At 40.9% G+C, this 26,964-nt stretch carries 23 protein-coding genes and 2 pseudogenes; 6 read left to right on the top strand and 19 right to left on the bottom strand.

Annotated elements, in window-relative coordinates:
- Positions 1–15: 15 nt before the first annotated feature.
- The 6 genes from H0185_RS20770 to H0185_RS20745 all read right to left on the bottom strand — a co-directional run bounded on the left by H0185_RS20770 (position 16) and on the right by H0185_RS20745 (position 5,177).
- Positions 16–777 (bottom strand): SDR family oxidoreductase, encoded by a 762-nt coding sequence (locus H0185_RS20770; protein ID WP_221875411.1) that lies wholly within the window; start codon positions 775–777, stop codon positions 16–18.
- A gap of 139 nt (positions 778–916) precedes the next feature.
- Complete coding sequence (locus H0185_RS20765) at positions 917–1,969, bottom strand: 2,3-butanediol dehydrogenase (RefSeq protein ID WP_221875454.1); 1,053 nt, start codon at positions 1,967–1,969, stop codon at positions 917–919.
- 192 nt (positions 1,970–2,161) lie between these two features.
- A complete protein-coding gene (locus H0185_RS20760; protein ID WP_221875410.1) occupies positions 2,162–2,911 on the bottom strand; it encodes an amino acid ABC transporter ATP-binding protein in 750 nt (249 codons plus the stop codon).
- Positions 2,912–2,925: 14 nt separating this feature from the next.
- Positions 2,926–3,630: an amino acid ABC transporter permease gene (locus H0185_RS20755; RefSeq protein ID WP_221875453.1), complete on the bottom strand. Its 705-nt coding sequence runs from the start codon at positions 3,628–3,630 to the stop codon at positions 2,926–2,928.
- On the bottom strand, positions 3,614–4,441 hold the full coding sequence (locus tag H0185_RS20750) for an amino acid ABC transporter substrate-binding protein (RefSeq protein ID WP_221875409.1): 828 nt from the start codon (positions 4,439–4,441) through the stop codon (positions 3,614–3,616). The genes H0185_RS20755 and H0185_RS20750 overlap by 17 nt, the downstream gene beginning before the upstream one ends.
- A 292-nt stretch (positions 4,442–4,733) precedes the next feature.
- Complete coding sequence (locus H0185_RS20745; protein WP_221875408.1) at positions 4,734–5,177, bottom strand: hypothetical protein; 444 nt, start codon at positions 5,175–5,177, stop codon at positions 4,734–4,736.
- Between the two features lie 238 nt (positions 5,178–5,415).
- On the opposite strand from H0185_RS20745, the gene H0185_RS20740 reads away from it, so the two are divergent.
- Positions 5,416–6,378 (top strand): DMT family transporter, encoded by a 963-nt coding sequence (locus H0185_RS20740; RefSeq protein WP_246629332.1) that lies wholly within the window; start codon positions 5,416–5,418, stop codon positions 6,376–6,378.
- A gap of 102 nt (positions 6,379–6,480) precedes the next feature.
- On the opposite strand, the gene H0185_RS20735 is transcribed toward H0185_RS20740, so the two are convergent.
- On the bottom strand, positions 6,481–8,814 hold the full coding sequence (locus H0185_RS20735) for a TOTE conflict system archaeo-eukaryotic primase domain-containing protein (protein WP_221875407.1): 2,334 nt from the start codon (positions 8,812–8,814) through the stop codon (positions 6,481–6,483).
- 367 nt (positions 8,815–9,181) lie between these two features.
- Between H0185_RS20735 and H0185_RS20730 the strand changes: the two genes are divergently transcribed.
- A complete protein-coding gene (locus tag H0185_RS20730) occupies positions 9,182–10,003 on the top strand; it encodes a Cof-type HAD-IIB family hydrolase (RefSeq protein WP_221875406.1) in 822 nt (273 codons plus the stop codon).
- Positions 10,004–10,086: 83 nt separating this feature from the next.
- Here H0185_RS20730 and H0185_RS20725 read toward each other — a convergent pair whose 3' ends face one another.
- Entirely contained in the window at positions 10,087–10,662 is a 576-nt protein-coding gene (locus H0185_RS20725) for a general stress protein (protein ID WP_221875405.1), read from the bottom strand.
- A gap of 380 nt (positions 10,663–11,042) precedes the next feature.
- Between H0185_RS20725 and H0185_RS20720 the strand changes: the two genes are divergently transcribed.
- A complete protein-coding gene (locus tag H0185_RS20720; protein WP_221875404.1) occupies positions 11,043–11,549 on the top strand; it encodes a sigma-70 family RNA polymerase sigma factor in 507 nt (168 codons plus the stop codon).
- Here the strand turns inward: H0185_RS20720 and H0185_RS20715 are convergent.
- The 6 genes from H0185_RS20715 to H0185_RS20690 all read right to left on the bottom strand — a co-directional run bounded on the left by H0185_RS20715 (position 11,546) and on the right by H0185_RS20690 (position 20,168).
- Positions 11,546–12,397: a transposase gene (locus H0185_RS20715; RefSeq protein ID WP_246629331.1), complete on the bottom strand. Its 852-nt coding sequence runs from the start codon at positions 12,395–12,397 to the stop codon at positions 11,546–11,548. The two genes, H0185_RS20720 and H0185_RS20715, sit on opposite strands and share 4 nt — an antisense overlap.
- A 452-nt stretch (positions 12,398–12,849) precedes the next feature.
- Positions 12,850–13,851, bottom strand: coding sequence for a CE1 family esterase (locus H0185_RS20710; protein WP_221875403.1), 1,002 nt, complete (start codon positions 13,849–13,851; stop codon positions 12,850–12,852).
- A gap of 420 nt (positions 13,852–14,271) precedes the next feature.
- On the bottom strand, positions 14,272–15,186 hold the full coding sequence (locus H0185_RS20705) for a dihydrodipicolinate synthase family protein (RefSeq protein WP_221875402.1): 915 nt from the start codon (positions 15,184–15,186) through the stop codon (positions 14,272–14,274).
- A gap of 31 nt (positions 15,187–15,217) precedes the next feature.
- The gene (locus tag H0185_RS20700; RefSeq protein ID WP_221875401.1) at positions 15,218–16,564 is read right to left on the bottom strand and encodes a GntP family permease; all 1,347 of its coding nucleotides are present in this window, start codon (positions 16,562–16,564) and stop codon (positions 15,218–15,220) included.
- Between the two features lie 262 nt (positions 16,565–16,826).
- Positions 16,827–18,821, bottom strand: coding sequence for a YjhG/YagF family D-xylonate dehydratase (locus H0185_RS20695; RefSeq protein WP_221875400.1), 1,995 nt, complete (start codon positions 18,819–18,821; stop codon positions 16,827–16,829).
- 162 nt (positions 18,822–18,983) lie between these two features.
- A complete protein-coding gene (locus tag H0185_RS20690) occupies positions 18,984–20,168 on the bottom strand; it encodes an iron-containing alcohol dehydrogenase (protein WP_221875399.1) in 1,185 nt (394 codons plus the stop codon).
- Between the two features lie 398 nt (positions 20,169–20,566).
- Between H0185_RS20690 and H0185_RS20685 the strand changes: the two genes are divergently transcribed.
- Positions 20,567–21,331, top strand: coding sequence for an IclR family transcriptional regulator (locus H0185_RS20685; protein ID WP_221875398.1), 765 nt, complete (start codon positions 20,567–20,569; stop codon positions 21,329–21,331).
- Between the two features lie 219 nt (positions 21,332–21,550).
- Here the strand turns inward: H0185_RS20685 and H0185_RS20680 are convergent.
- Positions 21,551–22,000 (bottom strand): annotated as a pseudogene (locus tag H0185_RS20680) (N-acetylmuramic acid 6-phosphate etherase); the annotation flags it as partial.
- 358 nt (positions 22,001–22,358) lie between these two features.
- On the opposite strand from H0185_RS20680, the gene H0185_RS20675 reads away from it, so the two are divergent.
- A complete protein-coding gene (locus tag H0185_RS20675; RefSeq protein WP_246629330.1) occupies positions 22,359–22,580 on the top strand; it encodes a zinc-binding metallopeptidase family protein in 222 nt (73 codons plus the stop codon).
- Positions 22,581–22,582: 2 nt separating this feature from the next.
- Positions 22,583–22,868 (top strand): annotated as a pseudogene (locus H0185_RS24110) (IS3 family transposase); the annotation flags it as partial.
- A gap of 132 nt (positions 22,869–23,000) precedes the next feature.
- Here H0185_RS24110 and H0185_RS20670 read toward each other — a convergent pair.
- From H0185_RS20670 to H0185_RS20655, 4 genes are all read right to left on the bottom strand, one after another.
- On the bottom strand, positions 23,001–23,906 hold the full coding sequence (locus H0185_RS20670) for an ROK family protein (RefSeq protein WP_221875397.1): 906 nt from the start codon (positions 23,904–23,906) through the stop codon (positions 23,001–23,003).
- Between the two features lie 21 nt (positions 23,907–23,927).
- On the bottom strand, positions 23,928–25,004 hold the full coding sequence (locus H0185_RS20665) for a LacI family DNA-binding transcriptional regulator (protein ID WP_221875396.1): 1,077 nt from the start codon (positions 25,002–25,004) through the stop codon (positions 23,928–23,930).
- A gap of 98 nt (positions 25,005–25,102) precedes the next feature.
- A complete protein-coding gene (locus tag H0185_RS20660) occupies positions 25,103–25,942 on the bottom strand; it encodes a carbohydrate ABC transporter permease (protein WP_221875395.1) in 840 nt (279 codons plus the stop codon).
- Positions 25,939–26,883, bottom strand: coding sequence for a carbohydrate ABC transporter permease (locus H0185_RS20655; RefSeq protein WP_221875394.1), 945 nt, complete (start codon positions 26,881–26,883; stop codon positions 25,939–25,941). Before H0185_RS20655 ends, H0185_RS20660 begins: the two co-directional genes overlap by 4 nt.
- Positions 26,884–26,964 lie beyond the last annotated feature (81 nt).

The raw sequence follows: 26,964 nt of genomic DNA, 5'->3' as shown, positions 1-26,964 counted from the left end.
GCTCACATTTTGACATTACTGAATGGTGTTTTTCATATTGTCGTACATCGTTTTTACGGACTCATCAATTTCTTCACGGGACATCCTCATCGCCTTTGCGGCACGTGCGTAACCAATTTCGGTTTCACCTGCTTTGAGGCCTGTAAAGATTGCATCAGCAAATTCATCTACAGGGGTGCCAAAGGTATGTAGCCCCACTCCGCCTAAATCGGTGTTAACTGCTGGTGGTGCAATTTCTATTACCTCGATGTCCGTTTCTTCAAGCTGATGCCGTAAGCTCATCGTAAAAGAATGAACCGCTGCTTTTGTAGCAGAGTAAATCGGGGCAATCGCCATTGGAGTAAAAGCTAAACCTGATGATACATTTAGGATTGCTGCATACTCCTTTTTGGCAAAGTGCTGCGCAAATAGCATAGCAAAATGAAAAGGCGCCTCGATGTTGGAGGCAATTTCTTGACTGTAATAGCGCCAGTCATCTTTCACGTTTGTTTTAAGGACATGGTACCGCTGCTGAATGCCTGCATTGTTTACAAGCACGTTCACATCGGGGTACTCTCTCGTAACCCAGTCAAATAAAGCAATTCGCTCCGTTTCTTTGGTAACATCACAAACACGAGTAATGAGTTCTGGATTTTTCTCCTGTGCTTCCTGGAGTTTTTCTTCGCATCTGCCGCAAACAATCACCTTATTTCCTGCTTTTAAGAATCGCTGTGCAAAAGCAAACCCGATTCCTGCTGCCCCGCCGGTGATCAGTACTGTATTCCCTGAAAGTTTCATCCTATCCCTCCTTCACTGGCCATTATGTAACGTGTAGTTCATGATAACTATTTTAACCAAACCGCGACTCGCTGATGCTTTTCCACATGACGCAAAAAAATCATCTCTCAATCTTTTTATTGAGAGATGAACGTCAATACTATTTCATTTGGACAAGAATCTTGGATTGTGCTTTATCATTTACCAGTGTTTCAAAGCCTTCAGGCACAATATTCTCTAATTTAATTTTTTTCGTGATAATTTTCTTAGCATCAATTTGGCCGGAATCAATTAATCGAATGGCTTCTTTAAAAGTTTCTTGGTCATAGGCGGCACTTCCGGTTAACTGGTATTGCTTTAGGACGGTTTGGAACAGATCCACTTTACCAAGCTCAGCAAATAGTGAAATAATCATGACTTCCCCTAATTTTTTTACAGCTTCTAAAGAACTAGTTAAGGTTGCTTGAACACCGGCCACTTCATAGCAAACATCGACACCGATCCCATTTGTATGAGAATAGATAGCATCAACCACATTCTCATTGAGCGGATTAATCACAACAGTTGCACCAACTTCTTTTGCTTTCACTAAACGTTCTTGAGAAACGTCGATGGCAAAAATTCTTGTCGCACCTGCTGCTTTCGCTGCTTGAATCGTTAATAAACCAATTGGTCCAACCCCAAAAACAGCGCAAGTATGGCCGATTTTCATTTGACTCCGTTTGACCGCATAGACCGCCACAGCGGTTGGTTCGACTAATGCCCCTTCTTCATAAGAAAGGCTTGTTGGCATATGGTTTACATGCTTTTCGTTGACCACGACATATTCAGCAAACCCTCCATCTTGGACCAAACCAACAAATCCTAGTGAATCACAAATATTTTCATGACCATTTAAACAAGCATGGCATTTGCCGCAGGAAACGAGCGGATTAATCACGACCGCATCCCCAATTTTATAATGTTGAACATTCTCTCCTACTTCCGTAACCCGACCAGAAAATTCATGCCCCAGTGTTAACGGCGCTTTTTTTCCAGAGACAGGATGTGTCTCCGTTGGAATCGTCATTGGACCATGAAGATATTCGTGTAGGTCGCTTCCACAGATGCCAGCCCACATGACCTCAACCTTTACCTCATTCGATTTCGGTTTTGGGATTTCAACTGCCTCCACTCGAACATCTTTTGCTTCATGCCAAACGGCTGCTTTCATTTGATTTTCAGCGATATGTACCATTTTTCAATTCCCCCTTTTTTTTAGTATAGTACTTATTTTTTAGAGAACTAGATATTTTTCCAATATTTCACAAATTCTCCTTTTTTGGAGACTACACATAAAAATAGGACGATTCCTCCGCTCGCACCCATTTTAGGATGAAAGCGGAAGAATCGTCCTGTTGAACTCTTACACGGGGTTTAAAATTCTTTGTAAAAACTGCTTGGTTCTTTCTTGCTTTGGCGCCTTTAGCACTTCCTGCGGAGGGCCATGTTCAACGATATAGCCTCCATCCATGAACACAATTTGATCAGAGATTTCCCCGGCGAACTGAATTTCATGGGTCACCATGATCATGGTCCATTTTTCTTTTGCCAAGTCTTTCATCACGGTCAACACTTCGCCAATCAACTCAGGATCAAGTGCGGACGTTGGTTCATCAAACAGCATTAACTCAGGTTTCAAGGCTAAGGCACGCGCGATTCCAACCCGTTGTTGCTGTCCGCCCGACAACTGATGAGGATAAAAATCCTTCTTCTCTTTTAATCCTACTTTCTCAAGTAATGCCTCAGCACGCTCCACAGCGTTAGCCCGCTTTTCTTTTTGGACGATTACCGGACCTTCAATCACGTTTTCTAGTACGGTTTTATGGGGAAATAGATTATATGATTGAAACACCATTGCGGACTTTTTACGCATAGTGTCAATTGACTGTTTAGAAGCCTTCTCTCCAAAATCTATCGTTAACCCATTTTCAAAGCTCATCCTCCCTTTATCAGGTGTTTCTAGCCCATTAAAACAACGCAATAATGTCGTCTTTCCAGAGCCAGAAGGACCAATAATCGATAATACCTCACCCTTATCGAGTTCAAGATTGATATCCTTTAACACTTTATTGTCCCCAAATGATTTTGCTAACCCACTGATCGTCAAAAACATGAACTCTCCCCTCCTTACTTCGCCACATATCGGTCCAAACGCCTTTCAATTACTGTTTGTACCAACGATAAGAGAAAACATATCACCCAATAGATAAGCGCCGCTTCAACATACAATAATAAAAAATCATAGGTTCTTGCGGCAATTTCTTGGGCTTTACGGAATAACTCCGTCACAAGTACCAAGGAAGCAAGTGAGGTATCTTTTACTAAACTAATGAAAGTATTGGATAATGGCGGAACGGATACGCGTGCGGATTGTGGCAAAATAATTCTTCGTAGTGCAGTCCCCCGCGACATCCCGATTGTATATGCTGCCTCCCACTGCCCTTTCGGAATCGAAAGAACCGATGCACGGATAATTTCAGAGGCATAAGCACCGACATTTAAAATAAACGCAATCGCTGCACTTGGAAATGGGTCGATATTCAATCCGATGTTTGGAAGTCCATAGAAAATGATAAACAATTGTACAAGTAAAGGCGTGCCGCGGATTGCCGAGACATAGACAACCGCTGGAAGCTGGATAAATCGCGACTTCGCAAGACGCATCATCGCCGTTAGTAACGCTAGCAGCAACCCTCCAGCAAACGAAATGAGCGTCAGCGGAATCGTATATTGAATGGCTCCAGATAGCATCGGAAGAAGGGAGTTCCTAAATAACTCCCATCCCTCCATTCCCGCTGTGATGGTATAAAGGACATTACTTTGTAGAAACATCTTCGCCAAACCATTCTTCCGAAATTGCTTTTAAGGTCCCGTCTTCTTTCATCGCTTTTAGATGTTTACTGACCTCGTCAACAAGCTCTTGGTTGTCTTTATTAAATGTAAAAGCCATTTCCGATACATCATCTGATTCAGCAATAATGGTAATCTCCTCATCACCCTGCTGTTTGATATAATCCAACACCGCTAATTTATCATTGACCGTTGCTTCAGCACGCCCTTGTTTCATTAATTGGATGGCTTGCGCTAACCCTTCAACACCAACCAGTTCAGCTCCATTTTCCTCGGCGATTTTCCCATAATTACTTGTTAATGATTGGGCCGCTTTTTTCCCTAACAAATCTTCAAAAGAAGAAATTCCCTTGCTGTCTTTTGGTACGACCAGCACGGCACTTGAGTACGTATACGGTTCAGAAAAATCGTAGTTTTTCTTTCGATCCTCATTGATTCCAACCTGATTGGCAATCAAATGAAATCGACCAGAATTCAGACCAGCAAACATCGAATCCCATTGAGTTTCCATAAACTCAACTTTTAACTCCATTCTTTTTGCCACTTCTTTAATTACTTCTACATCATATCCTGTTAGTTCGTCTTTCTCATTGTGGAAAGTATACGGCGCATACGTTCCCTCTGTTCCTACATTGAGAATACCCTTTTCCTTAATACTGTCATACAAGGTCGTCTCCTTTGGCTTTTCCTCTTCTTTCTTAGTCTCCTTCCCTTCATCCTTGTCCCGCGTCGAACAAGCACCTAATGCAAACAATAAAGCCAATGTGATAAACCACAAAAATACCTTTTTCAACTCTTAACCCCCTGAACTTTTTGCCAGTATTATTTGCACAATATCCCAATCTCATGCACTGGGACAGGGGGACAGGTTCATTGTCCCAGTTCCATCAAGGTACAAGTTCATAAGTTCTGGTGGGACAGGGTGAAAGGTTATCGTCTCAGGTCAATTACATACAATCTGGACCTCGAGGTGAAACTAATCAAAAACAAAGCCCAACTAGCTTTTCGCTAATTGGGCGGATGGTACACACGCTAAATTTTCGCTTTCATCGGACAAAGTGTGGGAAAAGTCACTTTGATACCCCTTACATCATGATCACCAATGCAACAATCGAAATAATCGGAATGGCACACATGAGTGCTCCGCCGAGAAAACACAAGGTATTGACAATATTCTTTAGTTCCGTTGTTGTCTCGCCAAACCCTAAAACATTTCTACGAATGTTAATGACTTGGAACAGGACAAAAATTAAGACTGCCAAAATCAAGAGCAGCGGAATGAAGGGATTCTGCTCTTTGGAGGAATCCATTGATATAAAGCCAAACACAATTAATAAGAGTGGGATGGACTCACTCATTGCAACCCTAATGAAAAATTGCCCCTGCTTCTTTTGCAGCGATTGCATACTGAGTTCCTCGTTCTGCTCAATTCTTTCTTGTACATGTAGCATTAGGTTTTTAAATGCAGCCAATATCCCTAAAGCAGCAATAATAGCAGCCAATACAAACAGCCATGCTGGATTTACCATAATTACCCTCCTTGTCTTTTTATAAGATTACCAGATTTCAAGACAAGGGGACAGGCACTCTGTCCCAGCAAAAGGAAGACCAACTCCTTTTCAATCAAAGTCTACTGTACAATTGGGACAAGGTGCCTGTCCCTCTGTCCCTATCCCTCTGTCCCTAAACTTTCCTCTACTATTTCTTATAAACCATGTGATAAGATTATTCATTGTTCATTGATTAAGTAGTAGGAGATGTATTCATTTGAAAATAAAATCCTTATTTCAAGATAAATGGGGCGTTTTGGGAATTGCGGTTATTTGTACGTTATTATGGGGGAGTGCTTTCCCAGTTTTAAAGATTAGTAATGTGGAATTGCAACTCCCTGCTAATGACCCAATTGCTCAAATTGTCTTTGCTGGGATGCGATTTTTATTGGCTGGGCTTTTTCTCTTAGCCTTCCTCTTCATTACAAACCGCAAACAATTACTGATCAAAAGGTCACAACTGTTCATTTTAATTTTGTTTGGCATCATCCAAACAGCTGTACAATATTATTTCTTTTATATTGGCTTATCCAATGTTTCTGGCATGCAAGGAGCGATTTTATCATCTAGTGGAATCTTCCTTTCTGTCATCATTGCGCACTTTTTCTATAAAAATGATAAGATGAGTTGGAAAAAATCAATTGGGGTCTTGGCTGGCTTCGTTGGGATTATTATTGCCAATTGGGGCAAAGAATTTCAGTTTGATTTTCAACTAATGGGAGAAGGATACATGATTCTGGCTGGTTTGACCAGTGCAGTAGCGACGATTATGACGAAAGAATTAGCAACAGACATCCCACCTGTTACCTTAACTGGGTGGCAATTAACCATCGGCGCCATTGTGTTGCTTCTCATAGGTGTTCCGCAACTAAGTGAGAGCGCCATTACCTTTACAGGATATGGCTGGGGCTTATTGATTTATGCCGCATTTCTTTCTTCAGTCGCATTCGCTCTCTGGACAACTGTATTAAAATATAATAAAGCAGGCGAAGTGAGCATCTATAATTTCCTCACCCCTGTATTTGGGACCATCCTATCGGCATGGCTGGTTCCCGGAGAAAGCCAAAACCCCATGATCCTCGCTGCGATCGGATTTGTAGCCTTTGGTATTATTATTATGAATTACTCTAAAAAACAAGTGGTTCCTTTGGGGACGGAATTGAAACAAAAGGTAAGTTAGACGAGCGGACAAGGCGATGGACAGGTCCACTGTCCTAGATAGACTCCTTTTCACCCAAAGCTACTACACTGCCGGGACAAGGTGTCTGTCCCCTTGTCCCACTCAAAATAACCTCATCTGTTCACCTGTAATGGCGCCTTCTGCCTCTGTAACATACCCCATATTCTTATAACCGGCTTTTCGCTTTAAGAACATCTTTTCTAGGATTGGCACGTTGGTGTCCACATAATCATAGACCCGAACCTCTCGTTTTCTGTCATGTAATCTATGGAGTCGTCCTACATATTGCTGAAGTGTACCTTTCCATGAAATAGGCATCGAAAGAAATAACGTATCGAGCCTTGCATCATCAAATCCTTCGCCGATATACTTTCCTATTGCAAGGACCAGTCGCTCCTCATAATCAGGTATTTGTGCGAGCCGGTCTAGTTCGGCCTTTTGCTGCTTTTTTGAAAGATTGCCAGTCAAGACAATGATATTCTTTGCAAACCCATTGAATTGTTTTTTTAACGATTCAAGATGTTCAATTCGTTCTGTTAGAACTATCGGTGACCTGCCTTCTTCAAGCGTATGTAAAACATCATTAAATAGCTGTTGGTTCCTTTTATCATCAACAGCTAACATCTGATAAATACTCTGAATGTCGTCTGATGAAGTGGTGAAGCTTGTTTTCCTTACCATTAGCCGATGAACAAAAGGTCGTACTTTTGCCTGCGTTTTGCTATCTACCTTGTAACGAATGGGACCACACTGCATAAAAATAATCGGGTGTAGTCCATCTTTGCGGATGGGAGTGGCTGTAAGACCATAGATATATTTTGCTCGAACTTTTTTAAGAACACGTTCGAAAGTAAACGCAGAAATATGATGGCATTCATCTACAATGATTTGGCCGTATTGGGTTATAAAAGACTTCAACTCCTGTTTTGATGTCAAACTCTGTATCGTAACCACATCTATTTTACCGGTCAGCTTCTTTTTACCTCCTCCATACTGACCGATTTCTTTTAAAGGTACATTTAAAAAAGAAGCAAGCTTCTCAACCCATTGGAGCTGTAGTTGAGTACGGTCAACAATAATTAACGTGTTAACCCCTCTCTCTGCAATTAAAGCCGCTGCTGCGACGGTCTTTCCAAATCCTGTTGTTGCCGATAATACACCGTTTGTACTCCCTGACAACTGTGAAACGGCCTCTAATTGAAGGGAAGTTAGTTGACCATTAAAGATCACGTTAATCTCATCTCCACTATAGCGAGAATCTATATATTTCACTTCTACTCCTAATTCCTTTAAAAGGTCCTCAAGATCCCCCTGACACCCACGTGGCAGTATTAGATGCTCTAAATCTTCCTCGCTACAGTTTATTATTCGAGGAATTCCATTCGTAGACTTTCTTTTTTTCTGAGCTTTGTAGTATTCAGGATTTTTTATACATGCTAGCTGAACGAGCCGAGCTATTAACGCTGAAGGAAGCTGGTCCTTTTTTATGTTAAGACCACTTTTTAATTGGACTGTCAGTTTCTTAGGGAGAGGGTAATCAATAGCATTTTCCCTAATCGTATCCCCATGTAACTTTTTCATAAAAATAGACAAATCTTCTTGGGTTAGCCTTTTTACGTGAGATAAATATATCCACTGGTCTGGATAGGGATTGAAAGCATCATCAACAAACAGGCTATTCCCGTTTTTAGCAGCATGTTTCTGTAAAGGTAACGCCACTAAATTCCCAAAACCGCCTTTTGGTAACGTATCTTGATTTGGGAACATGCGATCATAAGAATCAATTCCCAGTTCATGCCGCTTTTCTAGTGTCCTCGAAAGCAAACCTAGGCCAAGCTTCCTTGCAACAGATGCCTTGATATCCGTATTAAAAAAGAACCAAACATGTGCACCATCCCCAGAACGAGAGCGTTCAATGCTATATGGAACATCCAAACCCCTACACACCTGTGTAAAAGCAGTAACATCTTGTTTCCAATTGTGCTTATCAAAATCAACAACTAAAAAGGAACAAGTTTCATCCTTACTCATTGGATACACACCAACCACATGCTTGCCACTTAAATGGTCAATGATCACCTGGTTCGTGATTGGAAGGAGTGTTCTGTGTTGACAGTCTGTACATTTAATTGCAGGTTTCAGACAAATAGGCTGCCTCCATTCAAGTGCACATGCTGGGGTATATCCACTTCTACCCGTTTTAGACTCCCAACGAAGTGCATATACATCCTTTCTTCCTTTGAACAAGCTGTTATATAATTTGATTTTAGACTCAAGAGATGATTGTTTCGAAACGAGGGAGGATTCTTGGGAAGAATTTTGAATTGAAGATTGGTGCTGCATTAGCAAACTAACTTGTTCTTTAAGATAACGATTTTCCTTCTTTAATTGCTCACATTCCTGAAGAAGATTTTGGATATATTGATTGGTTTCCATTTGATACCTCATAATAAAAAGGATATAGTTTTATTTTAATAGTTTACCCCTAATGATTTCAAAATATAAGAGAAATTCCCTTTAAAAACCATTTTTTACGCAAATTAGACTATCTGTCCAAAATATAAAAACTAGCTCCTTACTCGTAACACGTAGATTAACTTGGGAAATGTTTACTGAAAAACACAAACCAAATCAGAGCTATAATACAAGAAGAGCTAGTTAATATATAGTATAACCAGAGATATTTATTTAAACCAGGACAAAGGGTCTGACCAATTGTCCAGGAAAAGCTCAAGTAGTCTCCCCTTTTCACCAAGGAAAAGGTATCCCCCTGTCCCTGAAAAAAATTTAAAGGAGAATCTATATGTCCTATAAAATGATTGTTCTAGATTTAGATGATACGTTGCTCCGAGATGATCACACAATCTCAAATCGTACGAAAGAAGCCTTGATGAAGGCACAGGAAAACGGCGTTAAAGTGGTACTTGCCTCTGGTCGTCCAACCTTTGGAATGCTACCCATTGCAGATGAGCTTGCCTTAGCACAATACGGAAGCTTCATCCTCTCTTTTAACGGAGGAAAAATCATCAATTACAGAACGAAAGAAGAATTGTTTAGTAGTACCTTGTCTTTAAGTGACGTGAAAAGGCTGTATGAATTAAGCCAGCGTGAAGGTGTCATGATCCATACGTATGTGGGGAATGAAATTATTACAGCTGTGGACAACCCTTATACAACGATAGAATCGCAATTAACAAATTTGCCAATTAAACTAGTAGAAGATTTTGTTGAGGGTGTCAAAGAGGAAGTCGTGAAAGCGTTAATGATCGGCGAACCTGACAAACTGAAAGTCGTCGAGGCAAAGCTCCAAGCGGAATTAGCTGAAGACTTTAGTGTCATGCGTTCCAAGCCTTTCTTCCTAGAGTTTACTGAAAAAGGAGTTACCAAAGGAACTAGCTTAAACCACCTTATCAAGGAACTTGGGATTACACGTGAAGAGGTGATCGCTATCGGGGACAGCTACAACGACCAAGAAATGATTGAATTCGCTGGTCTTGGCGTTGCAATGGGAAATGCCCCTGACGATATTAAAAGTGTAGCAAACTATGTAACGGATACAAACATGAATGACGGAGTGGCCAAGGTTGTTGAGGAATTTGTGCTGCGGGATTTAGTAACAATTTAAGATAGAAATAGGGACAGTATCTTTATACTGTCCCTAAAATATTTACTGTTCTAGCACTCTAGGATATGCGCTCTTTTTCCCGATTAAAAATAACGACTAGGATCAACCTGATCCATTGCTGAACGTTTCGGTATTTCTTTAGAGGGGTCAACTTCAGTTAACTCTCGTTCTGATGCGGTATGATCCATTGGCTTTATTAATGGCTTGGTAATCTGTTTTTCAACGATAACAAGGATTTTCTCTTGTTGCATTTCCTTTTCATACCGGTTGGCTTCTTCTTCGGGAATCCCTAACCCAATTAGGGCTCCGGTAATACCACCAACACCAATTCCAGCAGATCCTCCGACGAACGCCGCGGCAATCGGTCCTGCAGCAAGAATGGGTCCAATTCCAGGTATGGTAAACGCCCCAAACCCAGCCAATAGTCCTGCCAAGCCTCCTATTAAACTACCAGTTGCTGCCCCTGTCTTTGCACCTTCATTCATCTTTGAACGAGTCGGTTTGTCGATTCCGAGTTTTTCAAGCATTTCCCTGTTATTTGTAATCATTGATATCTCTTCCTGATGATATCCTTGGCTTTTTAATTCCTCCACTGCCCCAACAGCCTGTTCTTCTCGATCATATATCCCTACAATTTTAATAATCTTTTCGTTTGTCATGCTACTCCTCCTCTAAGAAGTCATTTATAACTAGATACCCTTAGAGGAAGGAATTAAACAAACGGTGTACTTGAGTCTACTCTGACCACCTGCAATGACGATTCCCACTGTTCTTGTCACAGGTTAAGTAGCCGTCCCCCCCTAAAAAGAATCCTTAACCTGGACAGGAACCTGTCAATTTTTCCCGCAAATTCATACTAAGTCTGCCTTAAATAGTGATTTTCCTCATCAAAAATCAAATTTGCCTCCGTTTTTGACTGTTAAAGGGGTATTGGGGCTACAAAAGTGAACTAGGCAGATTCGATGAAAAATGTTAATCCCTTTATCTTAAAGATACCCGGGAATACAAAAGCAAAGCGCGCTTTGTGAAGGGAACACCAATGGAAAGCTTTGAAGAAGTGAAAACGCAATACACCCCAATGATTCACAGTATCCTACGGACCTTACAAATCTATAAAAACAAAGAGGAGTTCTTTCAGATTGGACTTATCGGTCTTTGGGAGGCATTTGAACGCTTCAACCCTCAGAAAGGATCGTTTACAAGCTATGCCTACGTCTATATAAAAGGAAAAATGTTAACTGAACTAAAGCGAGCGAAAAATGAGGAAGACCATTCTTTCATTGCTACAGAGCCATTCTTTGAATTACTGGAGGATACAAACGGAACTTTTTCAGATGAAGAGGACAGGATTCTTGCGGTATGCCAACAACATCAACTAACAGAAAATCAGACTAAGTGGGTCATTTACCACTGCTATAAGGCACTCAAAATTGGCCAAATCGCGGCGATTGAAAACGTCAGTGTATCTGCGGTCAAAGCCTGGCGCACCGGAGCTCTGAATAAGTTGCGAGCCGATAAAGACATCTTGCAGGAACTGACCTATTAGAACATGAGATTCTCCCGGTTCGGGACAACGGGGTTCCCCGAGTCATATATGGGGGCCGGTCGGACATGGGGACAGTGCCTGTCCCCCCGTCCGACTCGTTCAATGACGCTTTTTGATATTCCTGTTACTCTAGAAATCTGCCTGATTGACACACCTTTTATTTCTTTAAGATTAGTCAGGATAGCATCCCGGTCTTCTTTTTTCATTTGCTGAAGCTTATTTTTTTCTATAACTCCTTTTGAACGCAGATAGTCTAACAACTGACTATCGGAGACCTTGATTCTTGGTTCATTGCTCATGCATTGCTCTTCGCTTTCTTCCGTCATGCATGCATTAAAATGATCGAGTGCTAAATTCCTATCAGCGTGGAAGAGGCTTAACCCTTTATCAATTGTAATTAAATCGGCTTTATCTCTATATTCATGGATACTAGTCCAGCTAGAATCGAACACCGTTCTAGCTAAACCTGCCTTTAATGGGTTTTGGTGAATGTACCGAAGTACCCTTAAAAAAGACAAGCTCGTTTCTATCTTTTCACTCTTGAAGCGGTCCTGAAACAAATGTCCACACCTTTCATATTTGGTATTGTACCAATGAACATAACTACAACTAATCCTTTTAATAGAAACCGAAATGCTTTCATCATTCTCCTTGATTAATAAATGGACGTGGTTGTCCATCAAACAATACGCATATAAATCAAATAGGCTACTCTCTTTAAACCTCTTTAGCGTCTCTAAAAACTTCCTCCTATCCTCATCTTCTTCAAAGATGATTTGTCGATTAATTCCTCTCAACATAACGTGATAAACACCAGTTCTACTTTTCTCCCTCGCTAATCTTGGCATCTACAATCACCTCATTTGGGACAAGGGGACAGGTCCGCTGTCCCGAATGTGTTGTTCCTTGCTTAATAGTATGGAATGGATTAGTGAGACACAGTGCCTGTCCCTTTGTCCCGCTTATTTGGAGAGTAAGACAGAAAAATGAATTAAAAATGGAAGAAACACTTAAATGACTTGATCATAAAGTAGTGAAGAAAACAGGGGGCATAACAACATTAAAAGAAACTTTCTAAAGGAAAGAAGAGGGAAACGAAAAGTGAAGAACACACATGGCTATATTTCAACAAAAATATTAAAAGTCCTGCTGCCAATAACAAAGAATTTTGGACAAACGGAGACATCCCTTTTCCTCCCCCGAGCAATGATTATTCTCCTTCTGAGACAAGGGGCCTGTCCCCATGTCTCACTCATCACAAAAAAAATCCCCCTGTCATCAACAGAGGGACCATCAAAGATTATTTATGATTCTCTTTCTTTAATTTAGCGATTTTATGAGTTTTGAGTTCATCCCAGATTGTTTGGCTAGCATTTATGTGATAACTAGTAAAGCCAATAAGATTCGTAGACAAGTACTGTGGTCCACCAGGCCAAGTATGTCCGCCACCTTCTACCTTATACAGAATGACCTCCGTTCCGTATTTTCCACCGCCATACACTTCGCGGACAACCTTCGTTTGATCTCCCTCACTGATCTGTGGCAGTTCAGTAACCCTTGCTTTTTTCACAGTACCGTTTGCTTGTTTCCAATAATCGATAGTGGCGTCAACCGATAGAAGTGATCCTGGTCTTCCTTCATAAGGAACAACTGGGTCCGTGTCTCCCATGACATGGACAACGGTAACTGGAGCTTTAGGGGTCTGGTTTATAAAATTAGAACCTAATTGTCCTGTGACCGCACCGATTCCTGCAATTCGGTCAGAAAGCTCTACAGCTAAACGATTGGAAAACATTGAGCCATTGGACATCCCAGAAGCGTACACGCGGCTTAAATCAATATTGAATGATTCATTAAATCGGTCAATTAAAGCTGAAGTAAATCCTACATCATCGATGCCTGCAAGTGTTCCTGTCGCTGTTCCAGTATTCCACCTTCTGATTAAGGGGGAATTAGGGTCAAACGAGTTATCATCAGAGATGATAACTTCATCGTCCTCATTGATTACTGTGCTATCTGGAAAAACAACGATGAATCCTTCCTTTTCAGCAATCTTATGATAGTCAGTTAAAGTGATTTGTCCGTCAGCGCTACTTCCCGATCCGTGGAATGAAAGCATCAAAGGAAGGGCCATCTTTCCTGTGTAAGTGGAAGGAACATAGTATTTATAGGTACGTTCGTACCCTTGGTACATCATTGTTCCACTCTTAATTTCGTATGTAGGTTCTTCAGCAGCAACAACAGAACAAATCATCATGAACAACACCAAGATGAGCAAAACAGATAGCCTTCTTTTTAACATAACATCCCAACTCCTTTGTTTTTCATAATATTCAGAACATTTGTAGTATAAGAAAGGTTGTCTTTATAAACAATTAGATTTCCTGTAAATGGTTCTTAATAACTATAGAAAAATTACCATTGCGCCATGAATTCACTGTTCGTTTCACAATTATTAAGGGACAGGTTCATTGTCTCCAACGAAAAAGGGATGGTGCGTCGCGTTCTCACTGTACTTGCTCCTTTATGTTCTTAAAAGCAGTGCAGACAAAAAAACTAGTCACTGCTCGGTGGAAAAACCCGAAAAAAGCCCTTCTGCTACAAAGCAAAAGGACCATCAAGATTATCTAATGCCAAACTCTCAATCTACAAAACTCCGGTGGCGACACATCTGAAACGTTTCCCTAAAAGAGATTGGGACACGGTGCCTGTCCCCCTGTCCCTAGCGCACCAATTCACCAATCAATGCATCGACATCTTCCAAAACTCTCCTGATTGCCTCAACCTGTTTCTCATTTGGCTCTAGGAACGGCTTTGTGCAATAGCCTTGTAAGTCAATTCCTCTAAGCATCATGGCCTTTTTCAAAATTGGGATAAACGGGGTACCGATATCATATAACTCACTCAATTTATCAACGATGTTTTGAACCTCTGCGACTGTTTTTAGATCTTTTGCGTTATTGGCCTGTACCCATTCGGCAAATACTTCTGGATATAGGTTCGAGAGACCGCCAATACAGCCGTTTCCTCCGCTCAAAACATTATGAGCAAAGTTCTCATCAAATCCGGAATAGACGATAAAGTCCGGGAATTCATTTTGTAGAGTTTGAATTAATTTCCTAGTATGCCCCATTTCTGTAACAGTATCTTTATACCCTTTTATATTACTATGTTTTCGTAAGAGATTTAGCGTGACTCCTGGAGACAGGTCGTGGGCAGTTCTTGCAGGGAAATTATAGAGAAAGATATCTCCGTTCACTGCTTCTGCAACCTGATCATAAAAGAATTCAATGCTCTCATCAGAAAGTGAAAAATAATACGGACTGACAATCATGACGCCATCTGCGCCGGCATTTAACGCGTAGTTTGATAGATTTACTGTTTCCTCCACTGTCATACACGCCGTCCCGATATAAACCTTTGTTCGATGATTCACATGATCAACCACAAGGTCAATCAATTCTTTCTTCTGAACAGCCTCCATCGAGAAAAACTCACCCGTACTCCCCATGATGACTAACCCGTCTACGCCTCCATCAATCAAGAAATCATAAATGTTTTTATTTGCCTGATGATCCAATTGTCCGTCAATGTCAAAGGCAGTGACAACAGGCGTTAAAAATTCAGCCTTTTTCATCCTACTCTCTCCTTACTAAAACTCAAGTTAACTAAACAAATAAGTTCAATAATAAAATAAAGCCTAATCCTGCTACTGAGGTAATCGTTGAAAGTACTGTCCATGTACCAAACGTTTCTTTCATACTCAATCCAAAGTATTCTTTGATCATCCAGAAACCAGCGTCATTAACATGGGAACAGATGGAACTTCCTGCTCCAGTTGCCAAGACCACAAGCGCTAGGTTTACATCGTATTGACCAAGTAACGGTATGACTAATCCTGCAGTCGATAAGGCTGCAACTGTTGCGGAACCTAGTGAGATACGTAAGATGGCCGCCACAACCCAGGCGAGTAAAAGCGGAGAGATGTTGGTACCTGTAAATAGTTCAGCGACATAGTCACCAACCCCACCGTCAATTAAGACTTGTTTGAAAGCACCACCGCCGCCAATGATTAACAGCATCATCCCGATATGACTAATCGAAACAGCGCAGGAATTCATAACGGTTTTAACCGGAATCTTTCTAGCAATACCCATCGTATAAAAAGCGAGAATTAACGAGATTAACATGGAAGTAGAGGCATTTCCTAAAAGACGAACCACTGTGAAAAATGCGTTATCTTCGATTCCACCAGAAGTTTGAATCATATTAATAATCGTTGCAATCGACATTAAAATAACCGGGAACATCGAAGTTAACACACTAATGCCAAATCCAGGTGTTTCTTCAAGTTTAAAGGTTTTTTGCTCACCTAAAGAATCAATGTTTCCGCTTTTATTAAAAGCACTCGGAATAATTTTTTTCGCTAACTTTGTATAGACCGGACCTGCTAAAATAACCGTTGGAATCGCCACAATGATTCCGTAAAGTAGAACCATCCCAATATCAGCGCCATATTCACCAGCAATAGCCGTTGGTCCTGGATGAGGAGGTAAAAATCCATGGGTAGCCAGTAAAGCAGCAGCCATTGGAATTCCTAAATAAACAATCGAAACTCTTAACTGTTTCGCAATGGTAAAAACAATTGGAATAAGGAGAACTAATCCTACTTCGAAGAATAAGGCAATCCCGACAATAAAGGACGCAACCACAACGGCCCATTGGATGTTCTTTTCACCAAACTTGTCGATAAGGGTCATCGCAATTCGCTGGGCACCGCCAGCATCGGCAATTAATTTTCCAAGCATCGCACCAAGTCCAAAGATTAACGCAATATGACCGAGGGTTCCGCCTAATCCTCCTTCAATCGAAGAGACGATGCTATCAAGCGGCATCCCAAGAGCTAACGCGACCCCAAAGGAGACAATAATTAAAGAAACAAACGTGTTTAACTTAAAACCTGTAATTAAAATAAGTAAGACAACAATCCCGATAGCAACTATAAATAATGGCATGATGATGATCCTCCATTTTCCTATGTAAATAGCTCAGATTTTGGGCAATATTTTACAAAAATCATTAGGAATCGTTTACATCTATCTTAAAATTGGGGATGATTCATAAAGAATTAGAGCTCAAACAATTGTTTTTGTTGGCACCGTATTTCTCTTGAATCATCCACACTAAAATGGTCATTTCCTTGCACCTTAGTACATGACCACCCTTTGCAGGTGGTCAACCAGCACTAGGAATCTCCCAATCTATAAAAAACAATCCTCAATTCGTGACCAAATCTTTTTCTTTTTCTTTTGCTAATGCTTTTTTACCAGCTTCAAGGACTTCTAGGATCGCGTCGACATCATAGATACATCCTTTCCACGTTCCCCCACTTACAGATTGAAGGCCGGCCCATAAACGGGTGTCATCTGGAAGGTCCTCATCCGGCTGCATGCCTGGATTTGGATCACGTGCTTCTAGGACTTTTGCTCCTTCATCCCATGTTAATGGCGTGTCTTTGGTTCCGATGAAGTTAATCGATCCTTCTAGGTTGAGGCAGTCGACGATAATTTCAATCACATCTCCATCGCGCACCTTCCCAAGTGGTCCCCCAGCTAAAGCTTCAGGGCCAACATGGCCGAAACAAGCCCCAGTAGAAACGCCAGAGAAACGAGCATCGGTAATCAAGGAAACACGCTTCCCGAATGGCAAGTGCTTCAGAGCAGAAGTTAACTGGTAGGTTTCCTCCATCCCAGTTCCCATTGGACCTGCACCAAGGACGACCATGATGTCACCTGCTTCGATGTCACCAACCTTAATTGCTTTGATCGCAGCTTTTTCTGAAGTGAAGACTTTCGCTTGACCAGTATGTCTGAACACGCCATCTTCCCCAATGACGGAAGGATCAATCGCGGTTGATTTTACAACAGAACCTTCAGGGGCAATATTTCCAATTGGGAATGTTACCGTCGAAGTCATGCCACGTTCTTTTGCCTGTTCAGGGCTCATAATGACATCATCTGGTTGTACACCATCGATTTCCACTAAACGCTCTCTGCACTTTCTACGACGCTCGGAAGTTTCCCACCAATCTAAATTCTCTTTAAGCGTTTTACCTGTTGCCGTTAGAACATCTTCATGCAGCAAGCCCAGTTTTCGTAAATGTAGCATTACTTCTGGAACCCCACCAGCCAAGAACACACGAGAAGTTGGATGGTTCACCGGTCCCATCGGAAGAACGCTTACGAGTCTTGGAACTTTCGAATTGATTCGTGCCCAATCCTCAACAGTAGGAATAGGCAGTCCTGCGGCATGAGCGATCGCTGGCATATGAAGAAGCAAATTCGTTGAACCGCCAAATGCCGCATGGATTACCATTGCATTTTCAATCGCTTTGTCTGTCAGAATATCTTTTGTCGTGATGCCTTGTGCTTCTAACTCAAGAACGGCTTTTGCCGCTTGTGTTCCGATTTCTGCCCAAATTGATGTACTAGATGGAGCTAAAGCTGTATGTGGAAGCGCGAGACCTAAACCCTCGGAAATAACCTGTGAAGTACCTGCTGTACCTAAGAATTGGCAACCACCTCCAGCACTTGCACAAGCACGGCATCCCTCAATTGCCGCTTGTTCCAAAGAGAGTTCTCCTCTTGAGAAGCGCGCTCCGATGGTTTGGACGGTTCCATTGTCTTCCCCTTCTTTTGCTTGAAGCGTAGAGCCGCCAGGAATTAAAATCGTTGGAACATCATGCATCGAGGCAAGCGCCATCATCATTGCCGGTAGTCCTTTGTCACAAGCGGCTAAGCCAATTACTGCTTCTGCAGTAGGAAGTGAACGATACAAGCGACGGAAGACAATCGCAGCATCATTGCGGTATGGCAGGGAGTCAAACATCCCTGTTGTTCCTTGTGTCCGCCCGTCACATGGGTCGGAAACATGGCCTGCATAAGGAACACCGCCAGCCTCTTTAATGACAGCCGCTGCCTTATTCATCTGGACGCCGATTTCATAGTGACCAGTATGTAAGCCCATTGCCACAGGAGTTCCGTCATCATTTCGGATTCCACCTAATGTACTTAACATCAACACCTGTTTTCCTAATAGCTTAGCTGGGTCCCAGCCCATTCCCGCATTCAGCGTCATCCCAAAGATATCGCCACTTGGACGCTCCTTTAAAATCTCAGGAGTAACCGGAAGCTTTCCCTTCGGTCCTTCAGCATGAGTATTGATTTCATATAAATTATCGTGATCTTCACCATAAATGGAATCGATTGACATAATAACCCTCCTAGATTCTTGTTTTTAGGTACAGGTCCACTGTTCAGAGTGTGGGACAAGGGGACAGGTTCACTGTCCCAGAGATCCCAGACTCTAGCGGTAACCGATTAGTGGCAGCCCCTGGGACAAGGTGCCTGTCCCTCTGTCCCGCGCCCCCGTCCCTTATTGGGCTGCTACTGCAACTGGTGCATTTTCATATGCCTTCATATAAATTTCGATTATGTCTTCTTTTGTAACTGGTTTTGGATTTGCTCCTGTACAAGCATCGTTCAGAGCTTGTTCTGCTAATTTTTCAACGTCTTCAACGCGGAAAGCTGATTCACGTAGTGGTGGAATTCCAACTGATTTGGATATACGTCGAACTTCATCAATCGCCATGTTCGCTGCTTCTTCTACGGTAGCCGCAGCGGATGTATCAACTCCTAAAGCACGGGCGATATCGGCAAATTTTTGTGGACATGCATCCATATTGAACTCCATTACATATGGCAACAACATTGCATTGGCAACACCGTGTGGAAGGTCATACTCGCCGCCTAACTGGTGGGCCATACTATGGACAATTCCTAGTCCAGCATTTGAATAACAAAGACCGGCAATATAAGAACCCCAGCCCATTCCAGAACGTGCTTCCAAATCAGAACCATCTTCAACCGCTTTCTCAACATACCTTCCAATGAGTTCAATTGATTTATAGGCGATCGCATCAGATAGCTCGAATGCCCCATTTGCTGTATATCCTTCAATCGCATGAGTAAGAGCATCTAATCCTGTCGCTGCTGTTAATCCTTTAGGCTTTTTCATCATTAATTCAGGGTCGTTAACGGCAATGCTTGGCAGCGCGTTTGGGTCGACCATAATCATTTTCAATTTGCGTGTTTCATCAGTGATCACGTAATTGATGGTTACCTCAGCGGCAGTCCCGGCTGTTGTACTAATCGCCACAATCGGAACCGATTTATTTTTAGACTTGTTTACTCCTTCATAATCGGCAATGTTTCCACCGTTTGTTGCTAGAATCCCAATGGCTGAACCGGTATCTTGAGGTGAACCACCCCCAACCGTAATGATAAAATCACATTGTTCCTTTTGAAAAAGAGCTAAGCCTTCATGGACATTGGTTGTAGTTGGATTCGGTTTCACATCGTCAAAAATGGTATAAACGATGCCATCTTGATCCAAGGCGTCTGTGATTTGCTTAACAACACCGTTTTCAACTAAGACCTTATCAGAGACAAGCAATGCTTTTGTCAAAGCCAATTTCTTTACTTCTTCTCCGACAAACTTTACACTTCCAGGTCCTACAAGATTGATTGCTGGCCAATAAATTTTTCTTGGTGTTAACATAAACGATCTCTCCTTATGGGTTATATTTTATTATGTGATTCTTTTCACAAAATAGTGTACTAGGAACCAAACGAAGGAAATCTACGCATGGTTTTCTATCCACATACTTTTTGTAAATTCCCGCTTGATTAAACGCATGTACTCCATTATGTATTCACTATCAATGTTGGATGGAACGCGCTTTGTTTTATATTATAAAACACCGTTTTACTATTTCGCTTTTAACAATTTCATTATAGCACACGATATTTTGGGCAAACGCTAACATTGTGTCGATTCCGTTACAAGCCTATTTATTTAAGTTGAACGTTATTCTTTAGTTTTTCATCCTTCACATCTATCTTTATTTTGGTATAATAAGACATAGTTTTATAATATAGAACAAGTGAGGTTTTACTATGCCTATCATTCAATCGGTTGAACGGGCTCTGAAAATCATGGATTTATTTGATGAGCATACAACGGAACTAAAAATAACAGAAATTAGTGAGAAAATGGACCTTCATAAAAGTACGGTTCATTCCCTGCTAAAAACACTCCAAGAATATTCCTATATCAATCAAAATCCGGAAAATGGAAAATATCGTTTAGGGTTGAAGTTAGCGGAACGGGGAAATCTTGTCATCAGCAATATGGACATTAGTAAAGTGGCGCGGAACTACCTTCTTGCACTTTCTGAAAAAACAGGACAAACGGTACACTTGGGGATTTTAGACGGAAATGAAGGGGTGTATATTGATAAAGTAGAAGGAAAGCAATCAATCATTCGATACTCTCGAATTGGCAGAAGGCTTCCCCTTCACTCTACAGCAATCGGAAAAGCCCTGTTAGCTTATCAAACACCAGCTGAGATTCAACGACTATTAAAAGAGTATCCTTACCAGCACCAAACAACGAGTACCATTACCAATGAAGCGTTGTTTCGAAGAGAAATAGAGAATATCCAGCAACAAGGCTACGCCATCGATGACCAGGAAAATGAACAAGGAGTTCGCTGCGCAGCTGTGCCTATCTTCAACGGAAAAGGTCAAGTACTCGCTGCCATTAGTATTTCGACATTAATTTCAAGAGTGAGTGACCAGGAACTTGAGGTCTTTATTGATCTTCTTAAAACAGCTTGTCAGGAACTATCTGAGTTGATGAAGTATGGGTATGAGGTATGAAAAGAATAGGTTCTTCAAAGGTCTCAAGCTCATAACTGATATTACTATAATAACTATCCGTGGTTTTTAATAACATACCACCATCTAGTAATGTGCAAATAATGGTAAATAGGGATACCGTCAGGTCCTAACAAGCAATTCAGGCATGAGTCCGGTTTAATACCAGAATCATGCCTGCCTACTAATACACAATATAAACTCTAACTTTAGTGAGTAAGCTCACTGCTTGTCACCTTTTCCAAATTCTAACAAAACATCTCGAACCTTACCGTGATGTTTAACGAGCTTTTCATTAATTTCTTCCACTGTCTTACCAGTTAAGATTAAGACAATAGCTGTTTTTACCTCGTTATCTGAGGACTTAAAGGCCTCAGCTGCCTTCTCATATGTAGCTCCTGTTGCTTCCTCAATGATTCTGATAGCCCGATCATGCAATTTACTGTTACTCACAACGAGATCAACCATTAAATTCTTATATACCTTTCCTACTTTAATCATCGTTGCAGTAGAGAAAATATTAAGGGCCATTTTTTGGGCAGTGCCTGCTTTCAATCTAGTAGACCCTGCAATTACTTCAGTTCCTGTCTCAATTTCGACCGCAACATCGACAATTGGAGAGATTTCAGCGCTTTTATTACAACAGACTAATCCGTTTTCCTCGCCATGGGTGCCAGTTTCCTCAACACCCTAAATGGGCGTACATTTACCACCTGCAGCCCAATCGCACGCATTTTGTTCAATTCTCTCCTTTAGAAGATTCCTTTGTTCCGCTGAACGAGCATCTAGTAATTGTTCGGTATGATACCAAACATTCGTCCTACAGTGATTCAGGATAAAACTATAGAGTGATTCGTCTTTCCTGCCCTATAAAAAATCAATCGGGCGTACCAACGAGCATAATGATGGGCAAATTCATCTTGAACCAAGTCCACTAAACTCGCCAATACTTCAGTCCCACCAAGAAAACGGGTTTAGTGCGAATCAAATAAGTGAGAATGAACAAAAGCGAAGCCTTGTAAACTTCAAAATGGTTATGGTTGGGACTGCTTGGGAAAACGCCACGGCTATTTATATGAATACACTTGATGGAAAGGCAAACATTGCTACGGATTCGTCATTAGCTACAGCTGAACGAATCGGGACTCCTTCAGAGTTAATTCTGTATCAGCGAAGCGCATCCGACCATGAAGCATTTCATGAAGTCGGCATTCCTGCGCTGAACTTTATTTTTCAAAGTCTGAATTTGTAAAAGACTCGAGGGTTAGGACAACGATTCATTCGGATCAAGGCTTGCAATACCAAAACATAAAAAGTTGGTTACAACACTCAAGAGAAATAAAATTTTTCAAAGCATGTCCTGAAAAGGATACTGTTTGGATAACTCCCGGATGGAGAACTTTTTTGGCCTTCTAAAACAAGAGAGGTACTATGGAGAGGCAAAGTGCACGATTGAAGAGTTAAGTGGAGAATTAATATAATAAAGCAAAAATTGGCGCGCGTGAGTCCGGTTCAACCCCGTATTCATACAGCCACTTAATAATTGCATAATGGCCTCTTTAAGGGCCTTTTCTGGCACTAATTCTTCATTTATTTGTAATGACATTTAAAATAGAAAAAGTCTACCCTTTTTCTATTTTAGAATAAATAAAAGAGAGACTAGACATAGTTGTTAATTCAGTTTTGTTTTTCTTTGAAGGAAATGATAGAGGGCTCCTATTAAATTGGAATCATTCCCAAATTGGCATCTTTCCACTTTAATGGTTAAATTATATACGTTATTTTTCATCTGTGCTAACGCTTCATTTATTCCGTCAATTAGGTCTTGACGTTGGCTAATTGCACCACCGATTAAGATTTTCTCAGGGTCGATGGAATACTGCAAGTTTAAGATACCAACAGCTAGCCGCTTAATGAACTTGCGAATCTCATCCTGTACGTCCTCATCACCAGAATCAGCCATTTCAAAAATAATCTTCCCATTAAGCAAACTCGGATCCATTCCCTTTCGCTTTGCTACAAGTTTTACTAATCCACCTGTAGCACCTAAGGAACTTAAACTTACACCAAATGGCTGCTCAAGATAATCTTCCATTATCATGAAGCCAAACTCTCCACCATGGAGGTTTTTTCCATGGCGAACCTTTTTGTCTAATACGAGGGCGCCACCAACTCCAGTACCAATGACGATACATATGTAGTCTTGGACATGCTTTGCTGCACCAATCCAACCTTCTGCTAGTCCGGCACAGTTCGCATCATTTTCAAGTTCAACAGGTAAACCTGTACGTTCCTGTAGAAGCTGTTTGATATTCGGTCCATGGATATATGGAATCGCACTTGCTCCATAAATCACACCTGACTCAACATCCACTGCTCCGGGCATACTTAGGGCAATCCCCTTTAGAGGGTGCATGTTTTGAAAATTTTTAACGATCGTTTCGATCGTATCAATAAAGACTTGAATTCCCTCTCTCGGAGTGGGAACCATGGACCTTTCTATAAACTCGCCAGCTTCACTCATCAAGGCAAACTTAATAGAAGAACCGCCCACATCAAGAACCGCATAATAATTCATGGATAACCCTCCAATCTAAATTTATGACTTCAAACCTAACGTAATAGCAGATTGGATTCTTTCGCTTTCTTCACCTCTTGATAATTCCCGGCCACCACATGAGTCTCGAACAATCAATTCAGAGTCAATGAGTACGGGCTTTAATTGGGATGTACCATTAATGAGATCATTCAACATATAAGCAGCTAATTTTCCAAACTTTTCTTTATCCTGCTTGACTGTAGTCAGTTTGGGGTCACTGTATCGACAAGCCGCAATGTCATCACAACCAACAATCCGAATATCATCTGGGACCTTTAAACCCTCTTCCTTAATGGCTGTAATAGCCCCCAGCGCCATCAAATCGGAGGCGCAGAAAATTGCTTCAGGATACGACTTTGATTTTAAAACCTCTTTCATTGCTCTATATCCACTATCCTCATGGAAGTCTCCATATCGAATCCATTCATCCTTGACGATTAGTCCAAATTGATTCATAGCTTCTATAAACCCTTGTTTTCTGAGATTGGAAATCTGAGAATCACGTCTTCCACCGATAAAGCCAATTTCCCTAATAGAGTTCAAATAAAAATACTCCACTACTTTTCTAGACAAATTCACGTTATCAGTCATTAAATAACTCGACCTTGGGCCGGTCAACTCAATGTCAATACCCATGCATGGGAAGCCTCCCCTCGCTAGTTCATAGATCAATTCTTCTACCTCTTCACCTGCAATTACTAGACATCCATCCACATGGAAGTGCCTGCAACGTGCGATATAACTGCCATTATCTTGACGAAATTGCTCATTGGAGAACATGATAATATCATAACCTAATTGCCCAATTGCCTTTTTAAACGTGGATATAACTTCATTAAAAAAAGGGTGAGTCATGTCTACGTTTATCTTACCTGCATAAATTAATCCAATCAGGTTGGACTTTTTAGTCGCAAGAGACCTAGCAGAAAAGTTAGGTTGGTAATCCACCTTTTGAATGACCTCCGTTACTTTTCGCTTCGTTTCCGGGTTAATGCCACCGTAATTATTTAATACCTTTGATACCGTGGATGGGGAAACCCCTGCCATCTTTGCAATATCTTTTATAGTTAGACTCATTTTTTATCCCTTCAATTCTTTCAAAATTATATTTTTATAAACAGATTACTGGAGTTAACTAATACAACAAGATTAAGCAGGGGGACTAACGCGTTGCTTTACTTAACAGATCCCTCAGTAATACTAGAAATAAATAAACGGTTAAACGCTAAGAAGATAACTAGTAATGGCACAGTTGCCCAGAATACACCTGACATAATCATACCAAAATCAATATTACGTGTATTGCTTAATTGTGCTAAGGCAACCTGAATTGTGTAGTTTTCCGGATCTCTTAGTACTGTAAACTGCCATAGGAATTCTCCCCAAACAGCCGTAAAGACGATAATCCCTAATGTAGCAAAGGCCGGTAAAATAATTGGTAGCACGATGCTACGGTATATTTTAAAGTTTGAGCACCCATCTAATTTTGCAGCTTCAATTAACTCATCCGGTACAGCTTCACTGACGTATTGTCTCATAAGGAAAATACCCAATGGATTTAAAAAGAACACAACCATTACACCGGGTAATGTATCTAAAAGCCCTGCTTTAGAAACTAGGAAAAATTGTGGAATTAATCCTAATTGGGGTGGAATAATCATAGTTGTTAAAACTAGCATAAAAAGGACGTTTTTTCCAGGGAACTTAAATTTTGCAAAAGCAAATCCTGCTAAGGAACTAATAAACAGAACCACAAGTGTTACGATTGTACAGATGACAAACGAGTTCCACATAGCTTGGAAGAAATCGACTTGGCCTAATACCTTCTGAAAGTTTTCTACAAGTAAGTTCCCCGGTTTTAATGTCGGGGGAATCGTGTTATAAGCCGAGCTAGGGCTTGTAGCCATAACAAACATCCAATAAAACGGGAACAATGAAAGTAAGGATGCAAGGGATAGAAATAAGTAAATCAATATTTTACTCATTGATACCTTTTTTCCATTTGGTTTACTCATTCACTTTCACCCCTTTTTTTTCTACCATAACCTGATGCTATTAGCGTGTTAATTGCAACAAAGACCGTGATTAGAACTAATAAAATGATGGCCGTAGCAGAAGCTGTCCCAAAGGATTGTAATTTAAATGCATCGCGATACAAGTACATAACAATCGTCATTGCTTCATCTCTTGTAAAGGCACTTGTCCCTAGGAAAACGGTTGGTTCAGAGAACAATTGCAAGGCTCCAACGGTTGATGTGAATACAGTTAAAATAATAAATGGCTTCAACATTGGCATTGTGATATAGAAGAGCTGTTGGAACTTATTTGCCCCATCAATTGTAGCTGCTTCATATAAATCGTTTGGAATACTTTGAATTCCAGCAAGATAAATAATAGTGTTATATCCTACCCATCTCCAAAACACCATTATAGAAATAGCAATCTTAGTCCCCCACTCGGAAGTTCCCCAATGGACAGGATCAAGACCTGCTAGAGTTAACACATAGTTCGCAAGGGAAGATTCATGGTCACTGAAAAGGACACTAAAGATTAGAGCTACTGCAACCATGGAAGTAATGTATGGCATAAAAATGGTTACTCGGAAGACATTTTTAAATTTAAGAAACGCTAAATTTAATAAATATGCAAAAAGAATTCCAAAAACCAACTGTGGTGCAGTTCCCATAATACCCATGACAATTGTATTGTAGACAGACTTCCAAAATAGAGGATCAGTTAGGACAACTTTAAAGTTATCAAAACCAACAAATGTCATTGGACCCAATCCATTCCATTTTTGGAACCCTAGAAAGATACTGAATAAAGCTGGGTATAACCCTATAATGGCAAAAATAATGAAGAAAGGCGCTATATATAAGTATCCGGAGACTCTATCCTTCTTTTCCTCAGACATGAACCTCTTCTTTTTTACTTTAGAATGATTGATAGCAGCCATGTTCACACCTCTTTTCCTGTTAAAGTAGGATATGGTGGCCCATAAGGTCACCATATCCAATTAATTGCTATTAAAATCTTA

This window comes from Mesobacillus maritimus, assembly GCF_019749255.1.
GTDB classification, from domain to species: domain Bacteria; phylum Bacillota; class Bacilli; order Bacillales; family Cytobacillaceae; genus Mesobacillus_B; species Mesobacillus_B maritimus_A.
The sequence above is the reverse complement of the archived record's forward strand: the minus strand, read 5'-3'. Positions and strand labels throughout refer to the sequence as shown.